This is a genomic window from Zooshikella harenae, assembly GCF_018837975.1.
Lineage (GTDB): Bacteria > Pseudomonadota > Gammaproteobacteria > Pseudomonadales > Zooshikellaceae > Zooshikella > Zooshikella harenae.
Genome location: NZ_JAGSOY010000001.1, coordinates 156,788 through 181,720, shown reverse-complemented (window position 1 = coordinate 181,720; position 24,933 = coordinate 156,788). Strand labels below are relative to the sequence as shown.

The window sequence follows — 24,933 nt, the reverse complement described above, 5'->3', positions numbered from 1 at the left end:
TTCGCTTATTTATTAATGTTGAGCTGCTCTGGTTAAGGTTATTCAAGACTCAGTGATAATCGTGGTATTCAATAACATTGGTGGGTAAGTATGAACACCATACGCTTAAGAAAAGCTGGTTTGGCAATAGCCACTGTTTTGGCTTTCAACTCCTGGCAGGCGTTGGCATCAGTCATTACAGATCTGGACGTAGCCTCTCTTCCGGGGGAGAAAGTTGAACTAAAACTGCAATTTGATGGTGCAGTGCCAACGCCAAAAGGGTACACAGTTGAACGCCCTGCGCGAATTTCTATTGATTTACCAGGCGCACAAAGTGGCCTGGCGAAGAAATTCAATGAAATTGGTTTTGGTAATACAAAAAGTATTACTGTCTTAGAGACAAAAGATAAAACACGCCTTGTTGTTAATTTAAACCAGCCGGCTAAATATGCGACTAGGATTGATGGTAATAATTTATATATTTTAATTGGTACTGATGGGCAGGATCTAGCTGCAGCACAGCAGACTTCTCAGCGTGCTACAACAAGATATACACAAACTCCGCCAGCGGTTAACAATAAACAAACTCGAAAAAAATTATATAATAGAAATGTCAAGGCTATTAGTAGTATTGACTTTGAGCGTGGTGCAGAAGGTGAGGGAAATATCGTTATTCAATTATCGAATCCTAATGTGCCCTTGGATATGAATGAACAAGGCGGGCGGATTCGTTTAGAGTTTCCTGAAACGCAAATTCCAACAAATTTACGTAATCGTCTAGATGTAGTTGATTTTGCAACACCAGTTCACTACATTGATGCCACTGTCGAGCGTGGTAATGCTGTTATCACGATTGAGCCAGAAGGCGAATATGATTACTTGGCTTATCAAACAGATAACACACTGACTATCAGTGTAAAATCATTAACGGCTAAAGAAGTTGAGCAATTAAAACGAGATCGGGCGCTTTATACGGGTGAGAAATTATCCCTTAATTTCCAAAACATTGATGTTCGATCAGTATTGCAATTAATTGCTGATTTTACTGACTTAAACTTAGTCGCGAGTGATACGGTTACAGGTGATATTACACTTCGTCTGCAAAATGTTCCTTGGGATCAAGCACTTGACCTTGTTTTGAAGGCAAAAGGATTGGACAAACGGCAAGTGGGTAATGTGTTAATGGTTGCCCCTGCAGAAGAAATTGCTGCACGCGAAAAACAAGAGCTGGAAAATAATCAACAAATAGAAGAGCTTGCTCCTACATATACTGAGTTAGTGCAAATTAACTATGCTGATGCAAGTGAAATTGCAGGTATTTTACAAGGCTCTTCTGGAGAGGGAGGGGTTCAGTTACTTTCTGAGAGAGGTACAGTGCAGGTTGTTAATCGCACTAATAGCCTGTTAATAAAAGACACTCGATCCAAACTTGATGAGCTAAGGGATTTGCTCACTAAAATTGACATTCCAGTTAAGCAGGTGATGATAGAGGCTCGTATTGTTAGTGCTGAAGTTGATATGTCCAGCGACTTAGGGGTTCAATGGACTGGTGGTAAGATAAAGAAAAATGGTAAATGGCGATTAGGTGGTAACGATGACCAAAATACTACTGGTTCAACAACACCAGGTAATGCAGGTCTAGTTAGTTTGCCTCTTGGTTCTCCAACAAGCACGTTTAACATTGGTTTTGTGTCAAACAGTGCAATATTAAACCTAGAGTTAAATGCTCTGGAGAGTGAAAATAGGTCTGAGCTGATTTCTCAACCAAAAATATTAACGCAAGATAAGCAAATGGCTAGGATTGAAACAGGCCAGGAAGTACCTTATCAAGAAGCAAGTTCAAGTGGTGCAACATCAACGTCTTTCAAAAAAGCAGTGTTGTCATTAGAGGTAACACCACAAATTACACCCGATGGCCATATAACGCTTAAAGTTAATGTTAAAAAAGACGATGTGGGAGAGACTGAGTTTAATGGTGAACTGGCTATTGATACTAATGAAGTAGATACCACAGTACTTGTACCTGATGGTGAAACCTTGGTGCTAGGTGGTGTTTTTGAAGAAGAAAATGAATTAATAGAGAGTAAAGTACCCTTTTTAGGAGATTTACCCGCTATTGGAAGATTGTTTAAACGAACAACTGATGGACGTAAAAAGAATGAACTACTGATTTTCATTACGCCTAGAATTGTTGATAATGCGCTAACAAAACGCTAATTGACATGTATAGGCCATGATTAAAACGAGTATCTTTTTGGTTGGCCCGATGGGTGCTGGTAAAAGCACCATCGGGCGTTTGCTTTCTAAAGCCCTGGATGTTGAGTTCAAAGACTCTGATCGTGAAATAGAAGCACGGACAGGTGCTGATATTCCCTGGATTTTTGATGTAGAAGGGGAAGAAGGTTTTCGTGATCGAGAATCAGCGATGTTAGAAGAACTTACTCAACAGAATGGAATAGTTTTAGCGACTGGTGGTGGCGCTGTTTTACGGGAAAAAAATCGTCGTATGTTATTACAGAGTACAGGTGCAGTTATTTACTTGTATACGAGTGTTGAGCAACAACTAGCACGAACATTTCGAGATAAACGACGTCCACTGCTACAAAATGAGAACCCTCAAGCTGTGTTAGCGAATTTAATGAAAATTCGTGATCCATTATATAGAGAAGTGTCCGACTATATTATTACCACAGATAACAAAATCCCTCGCACTGTTGTTAACGAAATTTGTCGTGTTATCCAACAGTAGATATGTATGTACTTGATTTAATTTTCATGCTTGATTTGCTACTGGGGTTGCCAGCATTTCCTTAAACACAGTAGCAAGTGATGTATTTCTGTTTATTTTTATTATTTACGCCAAATCATTTACAACTTGTCTTACAACAGTTGCAGTCCCTACCTTAAACTGGTATATAAATAATGTACTTGCTGGTCATGGTCTAGCTTGGTGGAAACACCGGAGCGGTGATGCGCCGTTCTTGCTTATTACTATGCACTGTACACAAGGAAGGCTATTTCAGGCTCGCTTTGCCACTATATACCGTTATGGTAACCAGCGACCTGAGCCAACCACGCAATCGCGGTTTCGCTAGTTACCATAACGGTATATAGTGGCGCGATCCAGTGAGCCTTCCATGTCCCAAGTCATGAAGTAGACACACAGCAAGCAAAACCTAACAACTTAACTTATAGTGTCTTGTTTTTAGAAGATATATACATAAGTCGAGTTGTTAGGTTTAATTTTATCCCCACATGATGATTAACTGTTTACTATTCTCACATATTTTTTGTGAGAGCTTTAGTTCTGCTAAATAACTGCCCTCAGCTTTGGGTATAAGAAATTGCGACGTTAGTTCGGTAATAATAAATTTAATGAAACCAGATATTCCCATTTAAGAATGATGTACGAGTTGAGCATGCTGAAGTAATAAGTTAACAAAGTGTATGTATCAGTTATGTCGTGTTGGATATAAGTAAGTGATAAAAACTAAAATGGACAAGCCAGTAGTATTATAAAGGTGTTACCTTGTCAGCATTATTATCGTTAAGCACACTTCAACAAGCCCTCCATTCAAAAGATCCCCAGTTTTCTACATTTCTTAGTCAGTATATAGATCAACAGCAGGGTATAGAGCAGTTTCCAAGTGAGGAACAACAAACTGAGTTAATGACTGTTGAGCAGTTTGTTCAGTATTTGCGTTCTCCAGCTTATTTGCAGCTAACACTAGAGCAACAGCAACACTTGCGAGAAAGTTTTTTTCAACAAGCGACCAAATTACCTGAGACTCATGGACGCTTATTGATATTTAAGTTGGTATTACCTCTGTGGAAAAGTAAGTGTGTAGTAGATCGGCAAATACTTTTACAGGTTTTAACAGAACTACCGTTTGTTTATGGTTGTTGGCGTGCGATTAAACTCATTTTTAAGTTAGCTGAGTCTGAGCAGGATTATGAAGTCTATGGATTGTTAGCTGCTCGAATTGATATGGCACTGGCAAATCCATCTCAGCATGAGGTGAGACTTGAAACGCTGACGTATCTTACTCGCCGAGCATGGCGTACCTTACGAATTATAGGTAAGCGTTGGCCATCACTTTATCCAGTAGTCGCTGGGCAAGTATTAATTCATTATCGCGATGATACATCATGGACTGCAACGTGGGTTGCTAACCATATTTTGTATCATGGTAGTAAAAAGTATTCTCGCACTCATTTTCGTTATATTCGCGATCGACAAAATGTCATTAAACATTGTGCATTTCCTGATGCTTGGCAGTTACACTTAAAGCCCCTCATTAAAATATTGTCATTAGCGAATGCTGAATTGGTAAGACGATTTACAGTTGAGCTATTACAGAAATACTTTTTAACAGGCTTACGATCACTGCCTTGTCAGTGGTTGAAGAGTTTGCCAACAGGTCAAAGTAAAGAAATTGATAAGTTTGTCATTTGGTTAATACATCATGCGCCTGTTTATGAGCAAAAATCGTTATTACAACTAGGCTTATTTGATTTGTTGTGGGGATTATTAAACTCTCAAGTTGCAGATGCTCGGCAGTTTGCAATCGACATTTTTCAGGTTCACAACAAAGCAATAACGTGTGATCAATTTCTTGAACTTTTACAGTCACAGTACAAGAATACCAGAGTGTTTGCTGAGACTTCTGTTCAACAGTTTAATCTTCGTAAAAGCGTACCACTCTCAACATGGGGAGTATTGCTGGTTGATAAGCATGCTCACGAGTTTGCAGCAGCGCAAATAAAAAAATTATATACGCGTAAAGAAATTAATTTAACATGGTTAAAGCAGTTGCTGCTTGCGAATAATTACGAAGCCTTTAATTTTGCCGTTAGCTATTTGGTTGATAATTTCAGTTTATCTGAAATTACTCTGGACTTTTTCCTGGATTTGTTACTCATCAATACTGATGAAGAGCAGCCATTAGGTGCTTACGTTGCTGACTTTGCCCTGTCAAATATTAAAAACTTTGATCTATCTAGTTTGGCGCAAGGCCATTTACAACAACTGTTACTCCATCCTTTAGCCAGTGAAACAGTTATTGACTGGGTTAATGAAGGTAAACTACAGGCAGAAAAGTTTGGCGCTGTATTTTGTCAATCACTGGTTTATGAACCAGATTGGCAGCAAGCTGAGTGGCGAACACAGCTATTAACCCAAGGTAAAAAGTGGCCTGCAGTGACTCACTTTGCCGAAGATCTGGCAGAAGAGGTCCGCTATTGGCTTAAAGATGTACGACAGTTCTCTGCTAAAACACTGGGTTTAGATTGGTTACTGACTTTAGCCGCATCATCTAACACTGCGTATCATTCTTTTGCTGTTGATGTTCTTACACTTAATTTCTTACCTGCTGACTTTGCCAGTAATACATCATCTCAAGTCATTAGCGAATCTGAGACAGAATCAACTTCGTCGACACAAACTGCTGAGTTAGTGAGTTTTGAAGGTCAGCGTTTTTTATTTACGGGTAAGTTGGCAACGATGACAAGGAGTGAAGCACAAGCACTTGTTAAAAAGCTAGGAGGTGCAGTTGCTAGCACAGTCAATGGAAAATTAAATTACTTAGTCATTGGTGATGAAGGCTCACCGTTGTATGGTAATGGAAAGAAAGGTAGCAAGCAGGTTAAAGCTGAGCAACTACAAGCTCAGGGTGCGGATATTGCAATTATTTCTGAAACTGCATTTTTGAAAAAGACGTCGGGACAGGAAGTTGAGTCTTCATCTGAAGACATAATGAACGGATGTGAAAGATTATGGCAATGGGCTACCGAAGCTAAAGTGGAGCAGCAGAACTTAGCTGAGTTTGCCCGCCATTATTTAATTCGTCACCACCAACAGCTTTGTTTAGTTGAAACAGATCGTCCTGTTGACCCTGGTGCAGAAATACCTGCTGAGTTTTTATCATTACAGCGCTTTTTCCCTTTACTTAAACACAATGACCGCAAATTACGCGCTTTTGCTTTACGGTTTGTAGAGCATGAGTGGCAGGCATGGTTACCAAGCACTAAGCGCTTAGCTCAATTACTTGAGCAGAACTATCATGATGTAAATGTATTTATTCAAGCAAGCATTGTACATCAACCCGAAAGGCTAAAGGCCTGCCACTTAGACCTAACTCGGTATACAGTTGCAGATTGGTTAGTGTTATGTGAATCAAACCATAAAGCAGCACGAACACTAGGCCTTTATGCTTTGCAACAACTCGGTCAGTTGTCTGCAGATGTACTTTTATTACTGTTGGATAGCCCAGATCGACAACTGCGTTATTTTGCAATACATCAGCTGTGGCTTCACTACCGAAAAATGAATGATATTAACTCAGTTAATATTTCACTAAGAAACTGGCAGCAATTAGTCTGTAGTGAGTTATTTACCATTCCTCCTACCCGTATGAGTAAAAATAAAGAGACCTTTTCTACAACGTTTTCCTCCATAAAAAGTAAATGTGCGTTAATTGCGACCATTCAAGAGTTTGCAGAGCGTGATTTGCAGTTTGCTCAGGCAATTTGGTCATTACTACAAGGCTTTAGTCGCTCTTTAAGTAAAATGGAACGAGAAGCGTGTTTAGTTGCTTTGACACGTATTCGTCGCGCACATCCAACGCAGTTTGCCTAATTAAAAAAGAGCAGGAAGAAGTTATGAGCCAGACGCTTTATTTACCCTATCGAGGTGCTATTCGTGCTCTGTTAGGTCATGGCAATCAATTGTATTGGGTGACTGAGCATGCTGAAGGACACGCTACAGGGTTATATTGCTACAACCTAAAAACACAACAGTTTAGACATAATTCGTTAGAATGCGGTGCTAAGCATATTGTTATTGAGGATGACAACTTATGGTTAGTTGATAGCCAGCATCAATTATGGAAGAAAAGGTTAACAGAAGATGCGTTGACACTCATACCGTTCTCACCAGCCGAATCAATAGATATTGATGCGATTGCTGTCGTACAGCAACAGTTAGCCATTTTGCAGCAACAGTATATTTGGTTGCTTAGTACACAAAATGGTGAGTTGCAGCAACAGCTTACACTTATGGAGCCAGGAGCCAAACTAGCCGTTGATAAAACAGGTAAATACATAGCGGCTGGTAGTACACAAGGCTTACTCACCATTTATGCTTTTACTGAAAAAAATGGTTGGCAGTTGTACCTTCAGCAGGAAGTGCATAAACAGGCTGTTACTGCATTGGCTTTTAGTGATGCAGATGGTCGTTTATACAGCTGTGGTCAAGATAAAACTTTTTATTGCATTGATATTCATACGGGGCATGATGAAGTTGCGCTACTTGATCGAGGGCAAAGCGCAATGCATAAGCAAGCGATTAAACAATTACTAATTGCTGAAAGTCGATTGTTTACAGCAGCTAGTGATAAAACACTAAAAAGTTGGCCAATGACAAAAGGCCAACCAGTCACTTATACAGGCAAAATTCCAGTGCCTGTAGGGCTTGCGTATGTGCAAGATTCACAACAGGATTGGCTGGCTATTGCAGGTGAAGATCATTCCATTCAGTTGCTAGCGCTAACTGCAGAGCAACGTTTTGGGCAGTCTCAAAAAGTAATTAAAAATGCTATCGCTGAAGCAAAATTTAATCTTTCTGCAAATGATATTAAGCATCGGCAGCAAGGCATTGAACAATTGGCTAAACATGTTGATCAGCAATCACTCACGTTGTTAGCAGGTGTCGTTGATCGAGAACGGGATGTTACGCTTAGACGCTTAGCCGCAAAATATCTCACCGAAGCTCAACACCCTAGTTGTTTGAGTTTATGGACAAAACAGCTTAATCATAGTGATGATGATGTTCGGCTCAAGGCATTTACTGCACTGCAGGCTATTACGCAGCGTGGTGATATTCGTTTAGCTCAAAAGGCATTGCATACAGAGCATGAAAATATTGGTTTTGCAGCATTAACATTATTAATGGAATGGGTTAATGCCAATGAAGAGGGGCAGTCAAAAAGTGTTTTAATGGAAGCATTAAATCACAATAATAATCGAATACGGCATTATGCTTTGCACAGCCTTGAGCAAGTGAACAATGAAAAAGTTGAAATTTATTTACATGCATTAAATACACATTTTTCTGATATTCGACGCGCAGCGCTTATTCGTTGTTATCAACAGCAGCAATTAATGAACGCTGCCGTCAATATTGCCTTAAGACAGTGCTTAAATGATCAGGATAATAATGTTCGACACACGGCATTTTGGGTCATGGTGCTCAGCCGTAAAGCACTTGCTGCCTTTTTACATCAAGCAGATGAATATATTGCACGGCAATTAACTGATATAAATGACTTTTCGCTTCATGGTCAAAATAATCATAAGCCTCTTGAAAAACAGTTTAAAAATGCACCTTTGCTCACACAGCATGATATAGACATCTTACTGCCTGCTACGGTCTCTCAATATACCGACATTGTTTTATTAGCCGCTCGGTGTTTAGCACATCAGCAGCATCCCTGTGCATTGCCTATATTATTACAGTTGGTTAATCATGAGGCGCAGCCCACTAGATTGGATGTGTGCTATGCCTTGTCCTTACTTAAGGATCAGCATGCTCTCTCTCATCTTCAGTGGTTACTGAACGATAAAGACGGTGGTGTGCGTATGGCGGCTTTAAATGCTATTGAGCAGCTGTTAATCGATGAGCCTTATCAAGTGGTTGCTATGGCATGGCAGTCTACCGCTGAGGATGTTCATCTTCAGGGATTACAACGATTAATGGCTATGCTGGATGACGATGTAGAGCTGCAGCATCGTAAGCACTGGTTATTACAAGGTATTAACAGCGCTCATCAGCGAGTGAGACAAGAAGCAGCTAAGGCGTGTTTGAACACAGCCTGGCCTGAAGGTAAAGCGGACGGAGTGCTGTTATTACTGAAGAGTCATTTTGAAGACTGTCATATTATCGCATTACAAGAGTTGTTAGCGCATAAAAGAAGTGCTTGGCAACCAGGCCTATTGATGCAGATGTTTAATGATGGGTTTTATGAAGTTCGTTCTCAGGCATTTGTTGCAGCTCAAAAGCAGTTTGAAGATCAGCCCATAAAACCTTTACAGTACGCTGCTGAATCCGTCCATAGAGATCTTCGCCAACAAGCTTTAAATCAGCTGATTGATTTAAATTCTGACGCTGCGCAGTTACTACTGGTGTCGTTTATTGCGGATGAAGACCCTGAACTTCGCCGGCAAGCCATTGATTCACTTATTGTGGCTCAAGCTTGGGATGAAGTGGCGGTTGCACTAAGTGCAGTTCACCAAGATATTGTTTTGGCTGCGGCAAAAGCGCTAGCAGTAGTTGGTGATGAACGGGCAAAACAACCTTTATTTCAGTTACTTGCAGAAAAAGAGCCTGAGAGTAAAGAACGTAAAACCAAATGGCGGAGTCGGCAAAAAGAAGTGCTTGAGGTGCTTGCTGAATTAGCGACTACAGACGCTGTACCTTATATTCACCCTTACTTGCAGCATAAGCACCAGCCATTAGCGACTGCAGCCACTTACGCATTAAGTTGGTGTGCATCATCTGCAGAGCAAGGTTTGTTACAACGCTTGTTGCAAGTCGATAATTCTCAACAACAAGCTTATGCTGCCCTGGGCTTGGTATTGTTAGGGCAGCATGAGGCTGCAGGTGTTCTTGAACAGAAAAATGCAGCCTTAACTTCTTGGCAACAACTGGCTGTATTTTTGTGCCTAAATAAAACACTCGCTGGGGCTGGTGAGCAAATTACTGTCCAAAATACTCTGCCTGATGTTGTTCAGAATCAACCACTTCTTGGTTATTTGTTGGGTGTTTTACCTTATATACATCCAAATGCAGTAGATCCTACACCTTTATTAGATTTATTAAATCAGCGGGATTTAGCGCTACACCTTTATGTTGCTCAAGCGTTAGCGGTATTCAATGATAAATCTGCTCTGCAGAAAACGGTTGAGCAAAGTGTTGCATGTTGGCTTCAGCAAGAAAGTAATGATTTGTCGGCATCTCATACTAAAAAAACTGACGATAACGTTGCTAGTCAAGCTGGTTCAACCATTGAAACACTGCTAACGGTGGATGATTTTGCTGTTATGACATCTATTCTTTTGGCAGATAATCTTCCATTAAAGGCACGTTTTGCTTACCAGTTATTTTCGTGGGTATCTGAAGAGCCAAAACGTGCGCGATTAATCTGGTTGCGATTTAAACAACGTTATCAGAGTGAAATTCAGCAATTACAGTTTAGCGCTGAAATGCAACTCCAAAAAAATAAGCCTACCAGCGAGCAATGTTTACAGCAGTGGGCATTAGGTGTTTTGTATGGCTTATTGAGTCATCAACAGTTACTGACATCGCAAGGGGTTGCGTTACGTTTAAATGCGTTGCAAGCCGTCATTAAATTAACAGATCAGTTTGGTGAATGGTGGCAACAAGCTGAACCTGTATTAATTCAGTGTCTTCATGATAAGTATGCCGATGTGCGTCAGCGTGCGTGGACATTATTGTCATCTCGAACTCAACAACAGTCATTGTTGATTGGAGAGGCACTACAAAGTCAGCATTTGGATATTGCAAAAGCGGGCTTACAGCTGTTGGCTGCAGGAGAGGCGGGTGATGCTGAAGTCACAGTCTTGCAGCAATGTTTGCAAGAGCGTTCGGATGGCTTGGAGTTTGAGGCTTTTACCTTATACAGCCAGTTTAAAGGCGAAGTTCAAGCAGCAAGGTTGGGCACAAAAGCCTTTTCAACTAAGTTGAGGACAAATACTGTTCAATGGCTGCTAAAACACTATGACGAGGGTGAATCTGAATTACTCAATCTTTTAGTGGAAGCAATGCAGGGTGCTTGGCGGGATACAGCACTCCAAGTTGCTATTGCATTTTATCAGCAGGAAGTGCCACAAACGTCTCAGCGAGATGCTCATTTACAAGCGGGTAATATGCTTGTTTCGCAAGGACAATCTCAAGCGATGATGGTGTTGTTAAGCTTATTAGCGGATAGTCAGCAGCAGAGTGAAACACGAGTCATTGTCAATGCATTGCGGCAGGTTGATCAGCCTGAAATTGTTGAGCCTGTTATGCAGATGGTTGAGAGTAACCACTCAAAATCACTTCCTGTTGCAGACTTGCTAAATATAGTCGCTAAATATCGACAAAAAGCTTTAGCGCCCCGGCTGCTCAAACTTTTAAGTAAACATCAGCATACTCGTGCTGTAACTGATGCGCTGACCGTTATTAGTGGTTATGACCAAACATTAAAATGTACACCTACTCAGCAACTGCAAGCTACAAAGTATCCATTGCATGATGAGTTACTTGTGCTGTTGGTACAAACACTCGTGAATTTAGGGCATTGTGAGCGCCTAGATAAACTGCTGAAGCCCTTAAAGCTTGCTAAGTCTACTGACATTAATACACTGCTGGCGAATATCATGCCGTGTTTGCCTGACGCGATGTTTTATAACTTGCTTGAACATTATGCGTGGCGAGTTAGATACCGTGGAGCAAGTGCAGAACTATTGCAGCAATTACTAGCACATCGACAAGCTCAAGTGCGCTTTATCGCTGCAGAAGGTTTGGCTATGGTGGGGCAGCGGGCAGGTAAGAGCATCTTATTAGCGGCTATTGATATGGATCCAGCGCATGAAAATCGCCAACGTGCGGTCATTGCGCTAGGTCGCTTAGGTGATACAGATACCGTAGACCTATTACTGGATCTTGCGACCAATGAGGAACATGCTCTACAAGATGATGCTATAGAAGCGATTGGTTACCTCAAGCATACAGACCAAGCTGAAAAAGTACTTAACTTGTTAACCAAAATACTGAAGCATGGCGAGAATGAGTACGCATCACAAATTGATCGATCAATTAAAGCATTACGATGGTTTGATTCACCTAAATCTTGGTCAGCACTGGTTGCTTGTATTAAGAATAAAGAGATTTTTCCTCGATATCGTATTGAAGCATTGAGGCAAATGATATTTGCTCAAGATACACAACACTTGAGTGTGCTATTTGAACTGGTTGAGAATGAAGACAATGCACATGTTATTAGTGTAGCGATGGATGTGGCAGATCATATCTGGCCTGTTGTTGATAATCAGGTTCGTAACATTGATTATGCATTTCTTAAAAATCAGTCATGTTATTGGAATGAAAAATTATTAATTCGTGTGGCGCGCTATGGGGATGGACTGCAGCGTTTACTTCTATTGGCTAGTTGCAGTTCAAGAACTAAGCCGTTTTTAAGTCAAGGCTTTTTAGCTAATCCAATTAATGACGAGTCAGTATTATTGCAAGGTATTACCCATGAGCACCCTGATGTGAATGGGATGGCAGCGAGGCTGATAGGACGTTTGAGCGAGCCTTCGAGTACAGCGTTAGCTGCTGTTGAAGCAATGTGTCAGCGACAGTTAGTACACTTCCGACGTTCAGTACTGCCTCTGCAAGTTATAGAGGTTGATCAGAAAACATATGAGAGTAAACAATTACAGAACTGTTTACGAGATGGCATATGGTGTTTAATTAAACACCAAGCAGCAGATACAGTGCTTACTGTCGTTTACCAATTACCTGCTAAATATTTAGCGGTACAGTCACTAATTTCACAGGCTATACAGCTTCAACTACAACAGTCGGACATCTTAAGTGAACAGCTCGTTGAGTTGCTGAAATCACTCACAGATCATGTGCAAGGTAGCCTGCAGCAACAGGTATGTGCATTGTTGAGTAAAGTGCAAAATGCATCCACTTTATCTGATTCTACAATGAGCTCGTTTGATACGTTGGCAGAGCGCTGGTTAGGGCAACCTTCTTTAGAGTCTCTGCAAACACTGGAAGAAGACACACAACAACCATTGTTGGCATTGGCTGGTAAGCAGCAACACTCAATAGAATCTCTATTATCGTTAGTTAACAATGAGCAACTCATTACCCAGCAACGTGCCGATGCTCTCTTGGCATTAGGTTATTTACAAGCTGAAGCGGCTGAACAAGCACTGGAACAGCTCATTAAAGCCAAGTCATTGTCACCATCTTTGCAAAAAACGGCCTATCGTGCATTGCGTAGTAGTCAGCGAGCCCGTCAATGTAAAACAACCAAGCTGAACGTTGCTGATGTGTTAGGTGATGACGTCAGTGGTAAGTCACTGGAAATAGGAGAGCAGTATGAGTGACAAGGCACAACAGTCATTATCCCCACAAAATAATCAAAATGCTGAGGTGGACATGAATACGACTTCTGTTCACTTAACCTATCAGCAGGTTAGTGGGGTACATACCTCTGAGAGTCAGCAACAGTTGTCGCTGTTTAGTGCACTGGCTCGGCAGCCTGTTGAGCTTCATGCTCGGTTGACTCATTCGGCCGTCATGCGCAGTGGTTTATCCGCTCTATATCAGGTTGTATGCAGTGATTTACGTTATAAACCAAAAGATCGTGCTCAATATTTAGCTTTTAAGGAACTGCAGCGTACTAATCAACGTCGTCATATTTTATCTGCACAACAAGCTTACTTTAACTGGTTGGCTGAAAATGATCCGCTAGCTTATTGCGTGTTAGATCCTGTGGTCAGTGTCCATCCTGACTGCACGACCTTTGAAGTATTTAGTAAAGATGAAAGTTGTTATGCACAGTTAAGTCTTGCTCACAATCAGTTGGAATTATTGGCACCTGTGGGTTGTGGTACAACGAATGTCGATTTTTCAGATCACTTTTTTCAGGGGGTTCAACAGTTACGGCAGTATAAAACCACTGAAATCCATATAGGCCAGCAAGCGGTTGGCTTGAAAACAGCGCAGCAAGGGGAAGTGTTAGCAAAGCAAACGCACTTACCGGATAGTTGGTTACGAGGGTTATTGCAGATTCAATCAGCCATGCAATTGCCTGGCGATAGTTTTAAGCTGGCACCCATTGATCTCTATAATGTATTGCATTTTTTACGCTTAAATCGTGATGTAAAAGGTAAAAGACGTGGTATTAAAATTGAGCTGGTACCAAATCAATACCCGAAACTTGTCTTAGAGCCTTGGGAAAAAGTTATTGAGTCTTCTGCTGAACGTTGGACTGGTTCAGAGCCAAAGGTTGTACGGATTTGGGGACGTCGTCGGTTACAGCATTTGCAGGCATTTTTATCACATGCTGAATATATTTCTGTACATTTATTGGGTAGTGGTTTACCCAGTATTTGGCAGGCTCAAGGCGAAGGTGTTGGATTAACCTTGGTATTAAGTGGTTTTACTACTGCAAATTGGTCACAAGCTGCACGCTTCGATTTATTGTTACCAAGACATCAAAACATAAACACTGAGCAATTCGATGAATTGTTATCATGCTTACAAAAACAGCCAAGTAGTCTTGATGCGTTGAACACTGAATTAAACTTATCGTCATCTGACACTCTCGCGCTGACTCAATATGGCATACAGCATGGTTTAATTAGTTTTAACAGAGTTCAACAGTGTTTTTATTATCGGCCTTTATTGGATCAATTACCTGATAGTCAGCAGCTTCGTTATCGTGATGATGTGTTTGCTGAAGCAATAAATTTAATTAATAACAAGGCCGTTTCTGATGTTAAACAGCATTGGTTGCCAGGCGATACCATTGAGTTAACCGCTATATTGAATGCTTCAAGTAAGTCCCCCATCAGTACAATGATTCAGGTAACTGAAGAAGGCCATGTTAGTAAAGCAGAGTGCAGTTGCTTCACATTCGTCAAACAAGGCATGAGTCAGGGGCCATGCGCACATATTATTGCGCTGCGTATGACACACTTTCAACAACTACAGCAGCCTGAAAGCGATCCTATTTACGAACGTCATTATTTTACTCGTCGTGATGCTGAGAGTGAGCATGTTTATTTAGTGCAACGTCACCAGCAACGCGTAACACTTCGTTGGGGAAAAGCAGGCACTTCATTACGAATGCAGCAATGGGTTTTTAATACTCAGCAAGCAGCGCAGTCGGCCGTTAATGAGCAAAAGCAGCGCCTATTAGCGCGTGGCTTTATTGATGCAACAGCAAGGTAGTATGACCAATGACTGACTTTCAGCAACTTTGGCAGGATATACAGCACGCAGGCAGTATTGAAGCGTATGTAAACAAGCAGCTGCAGGAAAAAGGTTATTTGGTTAAGCGGCTGGATGCAAAACAATTGTCGGCTAAAGAGCTTGCTCGTTATAAACAGCAGCTCAAACAAGAGGCAGAAGCCAAGCGAAAATTAAACCAAGAGGCTTGGCAAGCTTATAAACAAAATAACATTGTCTATTTAGGTGATCAGGTTTATTGGAATGACAATGATGACTGGGATAAATATGATCGAGAAGATGCAGATAAAGCATTGGTGGGTTATCAATTGCCCGTTATTCGAACCCCTGCGCAACTGGCAGAACAATTAAAGTTATCTATCAGTGAGTTGCGCTGGTTTACCTATCACCGAAACGCTGCAGAGTATAGTCATTATCAAGCGTTTTCTATTCCTAAGCGAAGTGGAGGAGAGCGCAGCATTTGGGCGCCAAAGCCAAAATTAAAAGCTGCGCAACGCTGGATATTGTTGAATATCGTAGAACGTATGTTAATTCACGGTGCTGCTCATGGCTTTGTGGGTGGTCGTTCTATTTTGACCAATGCTCAACAGCATACACAAAGCGAGCTTGTGGTTAAGTTTGATCTTGCAGAATTTTTTCCTTCAGTTTCTTGGCGACGTGTGAAAGGAATATTCCGTAAAGCTGGTTATAAAGAGCAAGTAGCAACACTATTAGCTTTGTTATGTACAGAGGCTCCTCGTGAACGTATTGAGCATGAGAACAAAACTTATTTTATTGCGTTAGCTGATCGCTGTTTGCCTCAGGGTGCACCAACAAGTCCCTCATTAACCAATATATTATGTAAGACTATGGATCGTCGCTTAACCTCATTTGCTGAGAAAAATGGATGGCGTTATAGCCGTTATGCCGATGATTTAACATTTAGCTGGATAGGTTCTCAGAAGGAACCAAATATAAAACAACTAATGGGCATTGTGCACCAAGTTGTTAACGATGAAGGATTTAACATTAACAGTAAAAAAACGCGTATTTTGCGGCCAGGAAGTTGCCAACAAATAACAGGGTTAGTGGTTAATGAGCATGCTCACCCACGTGTGCCAAGGGCGACGAAGCGTCAGGTACGTGCAATGTTGCATAACCTTGCAAAAGGGAAATCACTCCATGAGGATGAAACATTGTCACACCTTCAAGGCAAAATTAACTTTATTCGTATGGTTGAACCGGAATTAGGCGCACGCTTTTTAGCGCAGTTTCAACAAATTGTTCAATCAGTCTAGTGATTGTTCAGAGCAGAAAAATAAACAGAAAATATTAAACTCCTTTTCCCTTTAGTTAGGGGAAAGGGCTAGTTTGTTAATTTATACCCTTCGTGTAGATATAAACCTCTATCGTTAAAATAATTATTCATCAATTTTTTCAATAACTTCACGACAATAGTAACAACGTTTAATTTGGTTTGATATTTTTCGACTGCAGTTAGGGCAGACTGTGCTATTAGAAAACTCAAACTGTTTGCCTAGTGGCACATCAAATATTTTGCAGAAAGCAAAGGCAAGCTGTCTAGATTCCTCTCCTTGAGTTCCTGAAAAATCAATCAAATCATCACCTGTAAGTACACCGAGCAGCCCTGTCATTTTGGCACCTTCTCCAGAAAATGAGCAGAGTTTATATTTTTCACCTTGTTTTGTTGAAACTGAAAGAGTGTATTTTTCAATAGTATCCGTTTTGGTAATACCTCCTTCATCAAGGGATAATCCCCAACCCGTTGCAAAATCACTAAAACTGTAATCAAGGTAATCAATTTCAGCAAATGCAATAATAATTTTTGATGTGAAGAAATAACAAAAACGATGAAAAATAATTACTTTCTTATTTTTTCTATCAATGATCACAGATTCTATTAATAAAAAAAGTGTAAGAAGTTGTAGTGCCTTCGAACTTTTTATTGTAATTAAGTCTTCATCTACCTCGATGGTTGGACTAAATGAAAAAAGTGATGAATTATAGCTAACTAAACTCATTATTTTCCTGTACTGAAGGACTGTATTGATGTTCGTGAACAGTAGGTAGTTTAGCACATTCTAATGGTTGTTTTTGTGACCAATTGAACGAGAAAGATAAAGGTAAGTGTTATAGCCACACATAAGGCATATATTGATGTTTGTTAATAATCAGTGGTGAAAACAGGCGTATACTCATTTTCTTTAAGCGTCACCGTGACCAGATCAATGGGGGAAAATGACGTGAACCTTCAAGCAGAAGTAAGAAAGATTGCTAATCATCCTCACTTAAGTCCTGCACAAAAGCAAATGCAGATAGCGCAACTAGCAGTTCAAAGCCTTGGCTATCCTGAAATTTCAGCAGAAGCACAGCAAGCATTAGCATCTGGTTTGATTTGTGATCTTCATGAAGGACATGCCCCTTACAAGCCTCGCTATGTGCTTCCAGATTATCAAAAAGCGCTGAGCAATGGTTGTGAATACCTCGAATTAGCCCCCCCAAAAGATCTTGATGAAGCCATTCAATTTTTGATGATCATGTATCATCATGTGCCATCAGTAACTGGATTTCCTGTCTATCTTGGTGATATTGATCAGCTACTACTGCCTTTTATTACAGAAGAAATGTCGGAGGACTATCTGTATAAAAAGCTGCGATTATTTTGGCAATATTTAGATCGGACGTTACCTGATGCATTTATGCACGCGAATATTGGTCCAGTAAACAACCGTGTGGCACAAGCAATATTGAAGGTTGATCGTAACTTACAACAAGCAACACCTAATTTAACCTTTAAATATGATGACCAAAATAGTAGTAGTGGTGAATTGTTGAAAGACGCCATTACCAGTATTATTCAATGTAATAAGCCTCATGTGGCAAATCACCAATTAATCAATAATGATTTCCCTGAAGGTTATGGAGTTGCAAGTTGCTATAATTCATTGCCTTTGGGAGGAGGAGCTTTTTCATTAGTGCGTTTGAATTTGGCAGAGAGTTTTAAGCTGGCACTAAAAAAAGTTCCCCTGGAAAAAAATATTGAAGAGCATTATATACAACACACTATTCCCCAATGTGCTGAACTGTTATTTGTAATATTGGAAGCAAGAATAAAGTATTTAGTCGAACAATCTGGTTTTTTTGAAAATCATTTTCTGGTGAAAGAAGGATTTATATCTGCGGATCGATTTACTGCGATGTTTGGTGTTTTTGGTTTAGCTGAACTTGTTAATAGTATAATGGAACTAACAGGTAAGGGGGGACGTTATGGCCATGATAAAGTCGCAAATAGTCTGGGTAAGCGTATTATAAGTGCATATGCAGATTTAATAAAAAACAAGCAAGTACATTACTGTAGAAACCAAAAAGTGCTTTTTCATGCCCAATCAGGTATTAGTTCAGATATCAATGTGACTGAAGGTACGCGGGTTACTACTGGAGAGGAGCCTGAAACACTTACTCATATTCTTGCTGTTTTACCAATGCATCAGTATTTTCCCGCAGGCATCAGTGATATTTTTAATATTGATGAAACCATTGAGCGGAATCCTGTTGCATTGTTAGAGCTATGTCAGGGTGCTATGCGTCAAGGGTTAAGAATGTTTACTGCTAATGTTGCTAATCGCGATTTAGTCAGAATTACAGGTTACATGGTAAGACGCTCTGATATTGAAAAGTATAAAAAGGAAGGTTCACGTTTGAACAGTACAGCATTAGGTAGCGAAGCTATAGATAATGCTAAAGTTATTCATCGGTGTGTTCAAGCACTGTAAAAATTCCGTACGAATAGTGTGTTAAAGAAAAGCTTGTTATGAATAGTATCACTGGACGGGTAAGTAAAATTATACCATTTAGTTGTGTAGATGGACCTGGTAGCCGTATGGTGATTTTTTTACAAGGCTGTAACTTTGATTGTATTAACTGCCATAATCCACATACTATTGGTCATTGTGATCACTGTGGTGAATGTATTGAAGTCTGTGAGCAGCATTGTTTACAACTAATGAATGATAAATTAGTTTATAACCCTACTGATTGTATCCAGTGTGAAAAATGTATTGATCGTTGTCCTCGGTCTGCTAATCCTACGACCAGATATTTTTCAGTAGACGAAATTATGCAGCAGATTTTAAAAGTAACACCCTTTATTTCGGGTATCACCTTTTCAGGTGGTGAATCTACGCTCCAATACCCATTTATTATTGACGTTGCGAAAGCAATAAAGAATGATCCTGCGACAAAACATTTATCAATTTACATCGATAGTAATGGAAGCTTACCTATTTCTAGGTGGGAGTTATTAGATGATTATTATGATAAAGCGATGATTGATTTAAAAGCAATTGATGATGAGTTACATAAAAAAATAACAGGTAGGTCAAATAACAGAGTATGTAAGACAATTAATTATTTAGCAGGTAAAGATAAGCTGTATGAGATTCGTTATTTATTGATTCCAGAGCTTAATGATAAAACAACAGATATCTATTCACTTGTAGACTTTTATGAATCATATGAACTTAATGTAAAGTTGAAAATCATGGGTTTTCAGCAGCATGGGGTACGCTTACCTTATAGAGAGAAACATAGAGCAGCCACAATCGAGGACCTGAATTATTTTTATGAAAAGCTATTGCGGTTTGGTTTGACTAATATTACGTTAGTCAAACCTTTACTCTAAAAATTAATAAAATGTCACTGACGATCTTTATAATTAGCAGTACGTTTTTGAAAATTAGCTTGCATGGCTTCTAATTGATTGGATTTACCTAATACCTTACTTTGTAATTCAGCTTCAAGTTTTAAGCGTTCTGCATGTTTAAGTTGAATGGCCTCATTAAGCATTTTTTTACTTTGTGAAATCGCATCGGGTGATTGTTGGCAAATATGCTGTGCTAAAGATAACCCTCTTGCCATCGCGTTTTCATCAACATAGGTTACCAAACCAAGTTCCTTAGCTTCTTCAGCTAATACTTTACGACCTGTCCACATCAGTTCTTTAATGACATCTAAGGATGCTATATAAGGTAACGTTGTCGTAATTGACATATCAGGAATGAGTCCCCACTTGATTTCCATAATAGATAATTTTGCGCAGGGGGAAGCTATTCTAATATCGGCACCCATAGCAATTTGAAAACCACCACCAAAGACTGGGCCGTGAAGTACAGCGATTACAGGAACAGGTAACTCAGTCCAGGCATAACCTACCTGTTGAGCCTTATTGGCTATTTTTTCATCTGAAAAGTTCATCAAATAAGGTATGTTTTGAGGTTGTTGGACAACTTCCGTAAAGTCCAATCCTGAGCAAAAACCTTTACCCTCACCATATAGCAGCACTGCGCGAATCGTTTTATCCGATGAAATTTCTTCTATTGTGGCTATGAGTTCATTGAACATAGCCATATTGATACCATTATACTTCTCAGGTCGATTAAGACCTACTTTAGCGAGTGGACCTTCTTTTTCATATTTTATACAGCCCATTGCTTGACTCCTTAGTACTATATTTAGAATTCCCCAAGTGAAAGGAAAACACTATTCTTCTGAATGTGAGAGTCTATACTTTATTACTGATTTTTCATAATCATAAGCACTGTCACGATTAACTTCCCCAAAAAGCTTAGTAAATGCTTCATCACTCCAGTCAAATGTGGTTTCTCCAGTTATAGCCCGATCAGCACTACCGAGAAATGTAAAGTGAATATGAGTGTATAATGCTAAAGCACGGTTATAAATATACTCGTCGGGTTGAGCATAATAGTTATTCACTTTAGGAATTAACAACTTAACCATTGTGTAGGGAAAATGTTCATAGCGTGACACAAATGCCAGATTCCAAACGCTGTAAAGATCAGCCCACTTTTTAGGTAATGGCATACTAATGAGAATGGATTTATGATTATCATTAAAACGACTGGGCAGTTCGCCTGGGTTATTTGCAGTTAAGACTAACCCTGCTATGGCGTTGTCAAGAAAGCCATTTTCAGTATCAACAGCTACAGCTTCGAGAATATTGAGTGGTAGTAATAGTTTAGTAAAATACTCTGGAACATAATTCTCTTTATGGAATGAAATGATTCTGCTAATTGGATACTCAACAGAAACAAGTTTTACTTTTGAAAAAAGTCCCATTTGACTATAAAAATCAGTTTTAGTGCGTGCTTTTGCCCAGACTGTTTTACAATCTTCAATGATTTTCCAATCATCATACATAGCTGTGGTTAGATTTTGTTGGACAAGCGCATAAGCAATAACATCCGCTAAATGCTGCTGGCGGTTATGGGAAGATTTATTGATGAGATCATTGAAAGTATAATTTTCTGCTTTTTCCAAAAAAGTTATAAGGTATTCATTTTTCTCCAGACTGTTTGCAGTTTCTTTAATAAGTTGTTTTGCATCTTGCTTACTTATATTTTTGGGTAGTAGCTGGTCTGAAATGGAACTGAGTTTCGGTGTAACCCATTGATTTTCAGTATCTAATAAACGTAATGTTTGATAGTGCTTTTGCATTTTTATATAAAGTGCATCATCCGCCATATTATTTACAGTCTCATTAAGAATATTAACTACTTTGCTAAGCAGGGGCGGTGATCCATAGGAATTAAATGAAATTAGAATAAATATAATAGAGATAAGGCTATATTTTATATTTTTGATATTCATCGTTTGAATTCCCCTCGTTTAAGGATAGAGCCTATAAAAATTATCTTTAAAGTAAATTATTGTGCATAGAGGGAAGGAAATATTGTGATGTATCAAAAGAGTTTGCTGAGTGAGAAAGGTATTATTAAGTTAAAATCAGGGTACCTCTTAAAAAATTGCATTTTAAGAGTTACCCTGGTTTTAATCTCAGCGAAATATTTTTAGGGAAGATCTCAAATGACGAAGCCTCCACCTTTTACTTATATAAGACTATTTACTTTCATCAATAATGATATCATCGAAAAAGTGAGTGACACATTTAATATAATCACCCTCTTTAAAAGCGCTAAATGATGTTTGATAGTTTACAAGTTTACATTTGTAGCTTTTTCCAGATGGTGTACTTTGATCCCAGCTCCAATCTTGTTCCCAGTAAATATTTAGAGCACCATTGCCTTTAGTATCAAAGCGCTTCATATTGGAACATCCTAATATTTCATCGCTAGGAATGGGCACTTCAAGATATCGACTAAATTGCTTGTAGTAGTTAATGCGATTAATGGATTGTCGATGTTCAGTGGCTGCACCACATTCAACACCACCATTAATAATTTGTGTTGTGGCGCCAAATCCTGGCACTGATCCTCCTGCTTTATCATGTTCGTTAGGTTGCCAGGAGCCATCAATAACATGAAACATGCTAGGTTTGGGAGGTTGTGGGTAAACATAGAAAAATACAGCGCTGGCCAGGTTTAGCCATGTTTCAGCTACTTTTTCTGGATTATCTAATAACGTGTGTGTGGTACCGAACATTGCTTCTGAAAAAGGGCCGTAATTGTAGTTATAACTAAGCTGTTTAGCACCTCGTCCAAAATAACTTTTGTACTCTCCACTGGGGAATTTCCCGCATGGCCAGGTTTTCCCTTGCCAGGTTTCGGGGCTACATTCAGCATTATAGCCTCCTTTCATATTTTCATCCCAACCCATTTCTCTCACATAATGCAATCCCTGACGCCATTCTGGCACATCCATATGAGGGTTATGTCCACCGGTTTCTTGAGTGAAATGGGCAAACATGGTAGCTAATGATTTACGACAAATAGCTTCTGCATTCTTTCCATCGTCGTAATTACCACAAAATGCGGGAAACTTTCCTATTGCTTTTAAAAAGTTTCTGTAGGTATATTCCTGAGCTCTTTTGGGGAAGAGATATTCCCAGTCTGCTTGAGAAATAATGGCTTCTACGCGTTTAACATTATCAGGGTTAGCTGAATTTCCAGCACTAATTTGTTCTACTATTGTATTATCAATGGTTGTAATACTTGCCTTAACTTTTTGCATAAGGTCAGTATTGGTTAGTTCTTGTTCTCTTTCTTTTATTTTGCTGAGTGGTATCACATGGCTGTTTTCTATTGGTGTATTTGGGTCAACAATTTCTGAATCTACAGTTGTTAATGAGTGGTTAGAATAACTCCTGTTTGTAGCAGCATTCATCCCTTTATGGATAGCATCAATAATATCACCATTATCTGCATCAATTTCCCAAGTAAACATACCTGCAAGATCGTTATTCAATACATATTGACCTTTAGCTTTAACTGAGCGTGGATTATCAAAAGTAACCAGTTCTCCTTTATTGGGATTCCATAAATAGGGAGCTTGTGCTGTTTCATCATAATAATATTTAAAGCCGTTAATACCTTGTCCATTGGTACCTCCCAGGTATTTATTGACTATATGTTTATAGTCAATGACCCCAGGCTGCCATGACCCCTGAATGGGTTTACCGTTTTCGCCATCCCAAGGATAATGGGTTTGTCCTCCTTGTATACCTGTCCATCCTCTACCATACATAGCTGCACCCAGCACAACTTTAGATGCAGGTAGGCCAGCCTTTATCATGTTTTGTACACCATCATGAGCATTAAACGCTGGTATTTTTTCATGAGAAGCAGCATAAAGTCCTGTATGGAGCCCTAGAACACTGTCCCATGCACCATAAAAGTCATAGGTCATTGCAAAAATATAATCAACATAATTGCTTACTTGAGCATAATCAATGTTGTTAATTTTACTTGGCCCAGCGCTGGTAGCGGCTGTTAATTGGTAATGTTTTCCTGTTTCTTGACTCAGTGAATCTAATGCTTCTCGTAGTTCTTGCATTAAGGTGGTAAAAGCTATTTTATCTTCTGGAGAACCAAGGTTTGGATTTGCTCCAGGAATGCCAGGAAACTCCCAATCGACATCAATTCCGTCAAAAAAAGGGTATGTTTTTAAAAACTTAATGGCTGATTGAATAAAGATAGATCTTTTTTGAGGATCTTTAGCGAGGTAGTAAAAGGGATCTGATAATGTCCAACCACCAATTGAAGGTAATATTGTTAAATGAGGGTTTTCTTTTTTTAGTTTTATAAGTTGGCCAAAATTTCCACGAATAGGATCGTCCCACTTATCTCCAGGGTAACTTTTTTCAAGTGCTGCAAAGCGATCATGAATCGTTACAGTATAATCAACTTGATCAGTACATTCTCGCTTAAGTGCACTATAGCCTTGAGGGTTTTCTTTTTTTAATGATTCATTAGGACCACAAACTGCAATAAAACCATAGAGCACATGGGTTAGTTTTTTAGCTGGAATGTCTTTAACGTGGAAGTTTCGGCCGTAAACCCCCCACTCAACAAAATAGGTACCAATAACTTTATTAGTGTTTATATAAGTGTGTTCAGTATTATTGGTTAATATTGTTGTATTTGAAAAACAAGAAGAACTTAAGCTTAAGGCTAGACTGGCTATAAATGTATTTATAAGCTTGTGTCTGATTATGTTGGAGTACATATATTCTCTCCTTGATACGTTTTTATAGGCAAAAAATACTGGCCACATAAACTGCGGTAAAGAATTTATTGTTTTAAAAATATTGAGTGATTTATTTATTGAGCTATTTGCTCATTATTTGGCTGTATTACCTCTAGAGTGACTAAATAATTCGCGAAGCGAATTAAGTTTGCAAAAAATAATTCACACAATAAGTAAGAACCATTAAATATTTATTGTCAATCATATAATATGACTTCTACGTTTCTAATATCAATTATTAGTGAAATGAGATGTATGAATATTAAATTCTATATAAGGTACTGATTCTAATTATGGTGAGTGTATTTTTTTTGCTGAAATAAACTGTGAGAGGTTAAGTTTTAAATACTAAATTAGCAAGTGTTAATTTCGTGTGCAATATATAAGTATGTTTTAATTAA

At 39.2% G+C, this 24,933-nt stretch carries 12 protein-coding genes; 8 read left to right on the top strand and 4 right to left on the bottom strand.

Annotated features, from left to right (window positions below; genetic code table 11):
* Positions 1 to 90: 90 nt before the first annotated feature.
* From KCG35_RS00715 to KCG35_RS00690, 6 genes are all read left to right on the top strand, one after another.
* The gene (locus KCG35_RS00715; protein WP_215817738.1) at positions 91 to 2,196 is read left to right on the top strand and encodes a type IV pilus secretin PilQ; all 2,106 of its coding nucleotides are present in this window, start codon (positions 91 to 93) and stop codon (positions 2,194 to 2,196) included.
* Between the two features lie 16 nt (positions 2,197 to 2,212).
* A complete protein-coding gene (gene aroK, locus KCG35_RS00710; RefSeq protein ID WP_215817737.1) occupies positions 2,213 to 2,728 on the top strand; it encodes a shikimate kinase AroK in 516 nt (171 codons plus the stop codon).
* 780 nt (positions 2,729 to 3,508) lie between these two features.
* Positions 3,509 to 6,616, top strand: a complete 3,108-nt coding sequence (locus KCG35_RS00705) for a BRCT domain-containing protein (RefSeq protein ID WP_215817736.1) — start codon at positions 3,509 to 3,511, stop codon at positions 6,614 to 6,616.
* Between the two features lie 23 nt (positions 6,617 to 6,639).
* On the top strand, positions 6,640 to 13,161 hold the full coding sequence (locus KCG35_RS00700; protein ID WP_215817735.1) for a HEAT repeat domain-containing protein: 6,522 nt from the start codon (positions 6,640 to 6,642) through the stop codon (positions 13,159 to 13,161).
* Positions 13,154 to 15,013, top strand: coding sequence for an SWIM zinc finger family protein (locus tag KCG35_RS00695; RefSeq protein WP_215817734.1), 1,860 nt, complete (start codon positions 13,154 to 13,156; stop codon positions 15,011 to 15,013). Before KCG35_RS00700 ends, KCG35_RS00695 begins: the two co-directional genes overlap by 8 nt.
* 8 nt (positions 15,014 to 15,021) lie before the next feature.
* Positions 15,022 to 16,308 carry a retron St85 family RNA-directed DNA polymerase gene (locus KCG35_RS00690; RefSeq protein WP_215817733.1) on the top strand — a complete coding sequence of 429 codons (1,287 nt, stop codon included), beginning with the start codon at positions 15,022 to 15,024 and terminating at the stop codon, positions 16,306 to 16,308.
* Between the two features lie 123 nt (positions 16,309 to 16,431).
* Here the strand turns inward: KCG35_RS00690 and KCG35_RS00685 are convergent, their stop codons facing one another.
* On the bottom strand, positions 16,432 to 17,052 hold the full coding sequence (locus KCG35_RS00685) for a hypothetical protein (RefSeq protein WP_215817732.1): 621 nt from the start codon (positions 17,050 to 17,052) through the stop codon (positions 16,432 to 16,434).
* Positions 17,053 to 17,274: 222 nt separating this feature from the next.
* On the opposite strand from KCG35_RS00685, the gene KCG35_RS00680 reads away from it, so the two are divergent.
* Both KCG35_RS00680 and KCG35_RS00675 read left to right on the top strand, forming a co-directional pair.
* Positions 17,275 to 18,804, top strand: a complete 1,530-nt coding sequence (locus tag KCG35_RS00680) for a YjjI family glycine radical enzyme (RefSeq protein ID WP_215817731.1) — start codon at positions 17,275 to 17,277, stop codon at positions 18,802 to 18,804.
* Between the two features lie 38 nt (positions 18,805 to 18,842).
* On the top strand, positions 18,843 to 19,712 hold the full coding sequence (locus KCG35_RS00675; protein ID WP_215817730.1) for a YjjW family glycine radical enzyme activase: 870 nt from the start codon (positions 18,843 to 18,845) through the stop codon (positions 19,710 to 19,712).
* A gap of 14 nt (positions 19,713 to 19,726) precedes the next feature.
* Here the strand turns inward: KCG35_RS00675 and KCG35_RS00670 are convergent, their stop codons facing one another.
* The 3 genes from KCG35_RS00670 to KCG35_RS26215 form a co-directional block, all read right to left on the bottom strand.
* On the bottom strand, positions 19,727 to 20,518 hold the full coding sequence (locus KCG35_RS00670) for a crotonase/enoyl-CoA hydratase family protein (RefSeq protein ID WP_215817729.1): 792 nt from the start codon (positions 20,516 to 20,518) through the stop codon (positions 19,727 to 19,729).
* A gap of 51 nt (positions 20,519 to 20,569) precedes the next feature.
* Positions 20,570 to 21,697: a hypothetical protein gene (locus KCG35_RS00665; RefSeq protein ID WP_215817728.1), complete on the bottom strand. Its 1,128-nt coding sequence runs from the start codon at positions 21,695 to 21,697 to the stop codon at positions 20,570 to 20,572.
* Positions 21,698 to 21,946: 249 nt separating this feature from the next.
* Positions 21,947 to 24,511 carry a glycosyl hydrolase family 18 protein gene (locus tag KCG35_RS26215; RefSeq protein WP_230408918.1) on the bottom strand — a complete coding sequence of 855 codons (2,565 nt, stop codon included), beginning with the start codon at positions 24,509 to 24,511 and terminating at the stop codon, positions 21,947 to 21,949.
* Between the last annotated feature and the right edge of the window lie 422 nt (positions 24,512 to 24,933).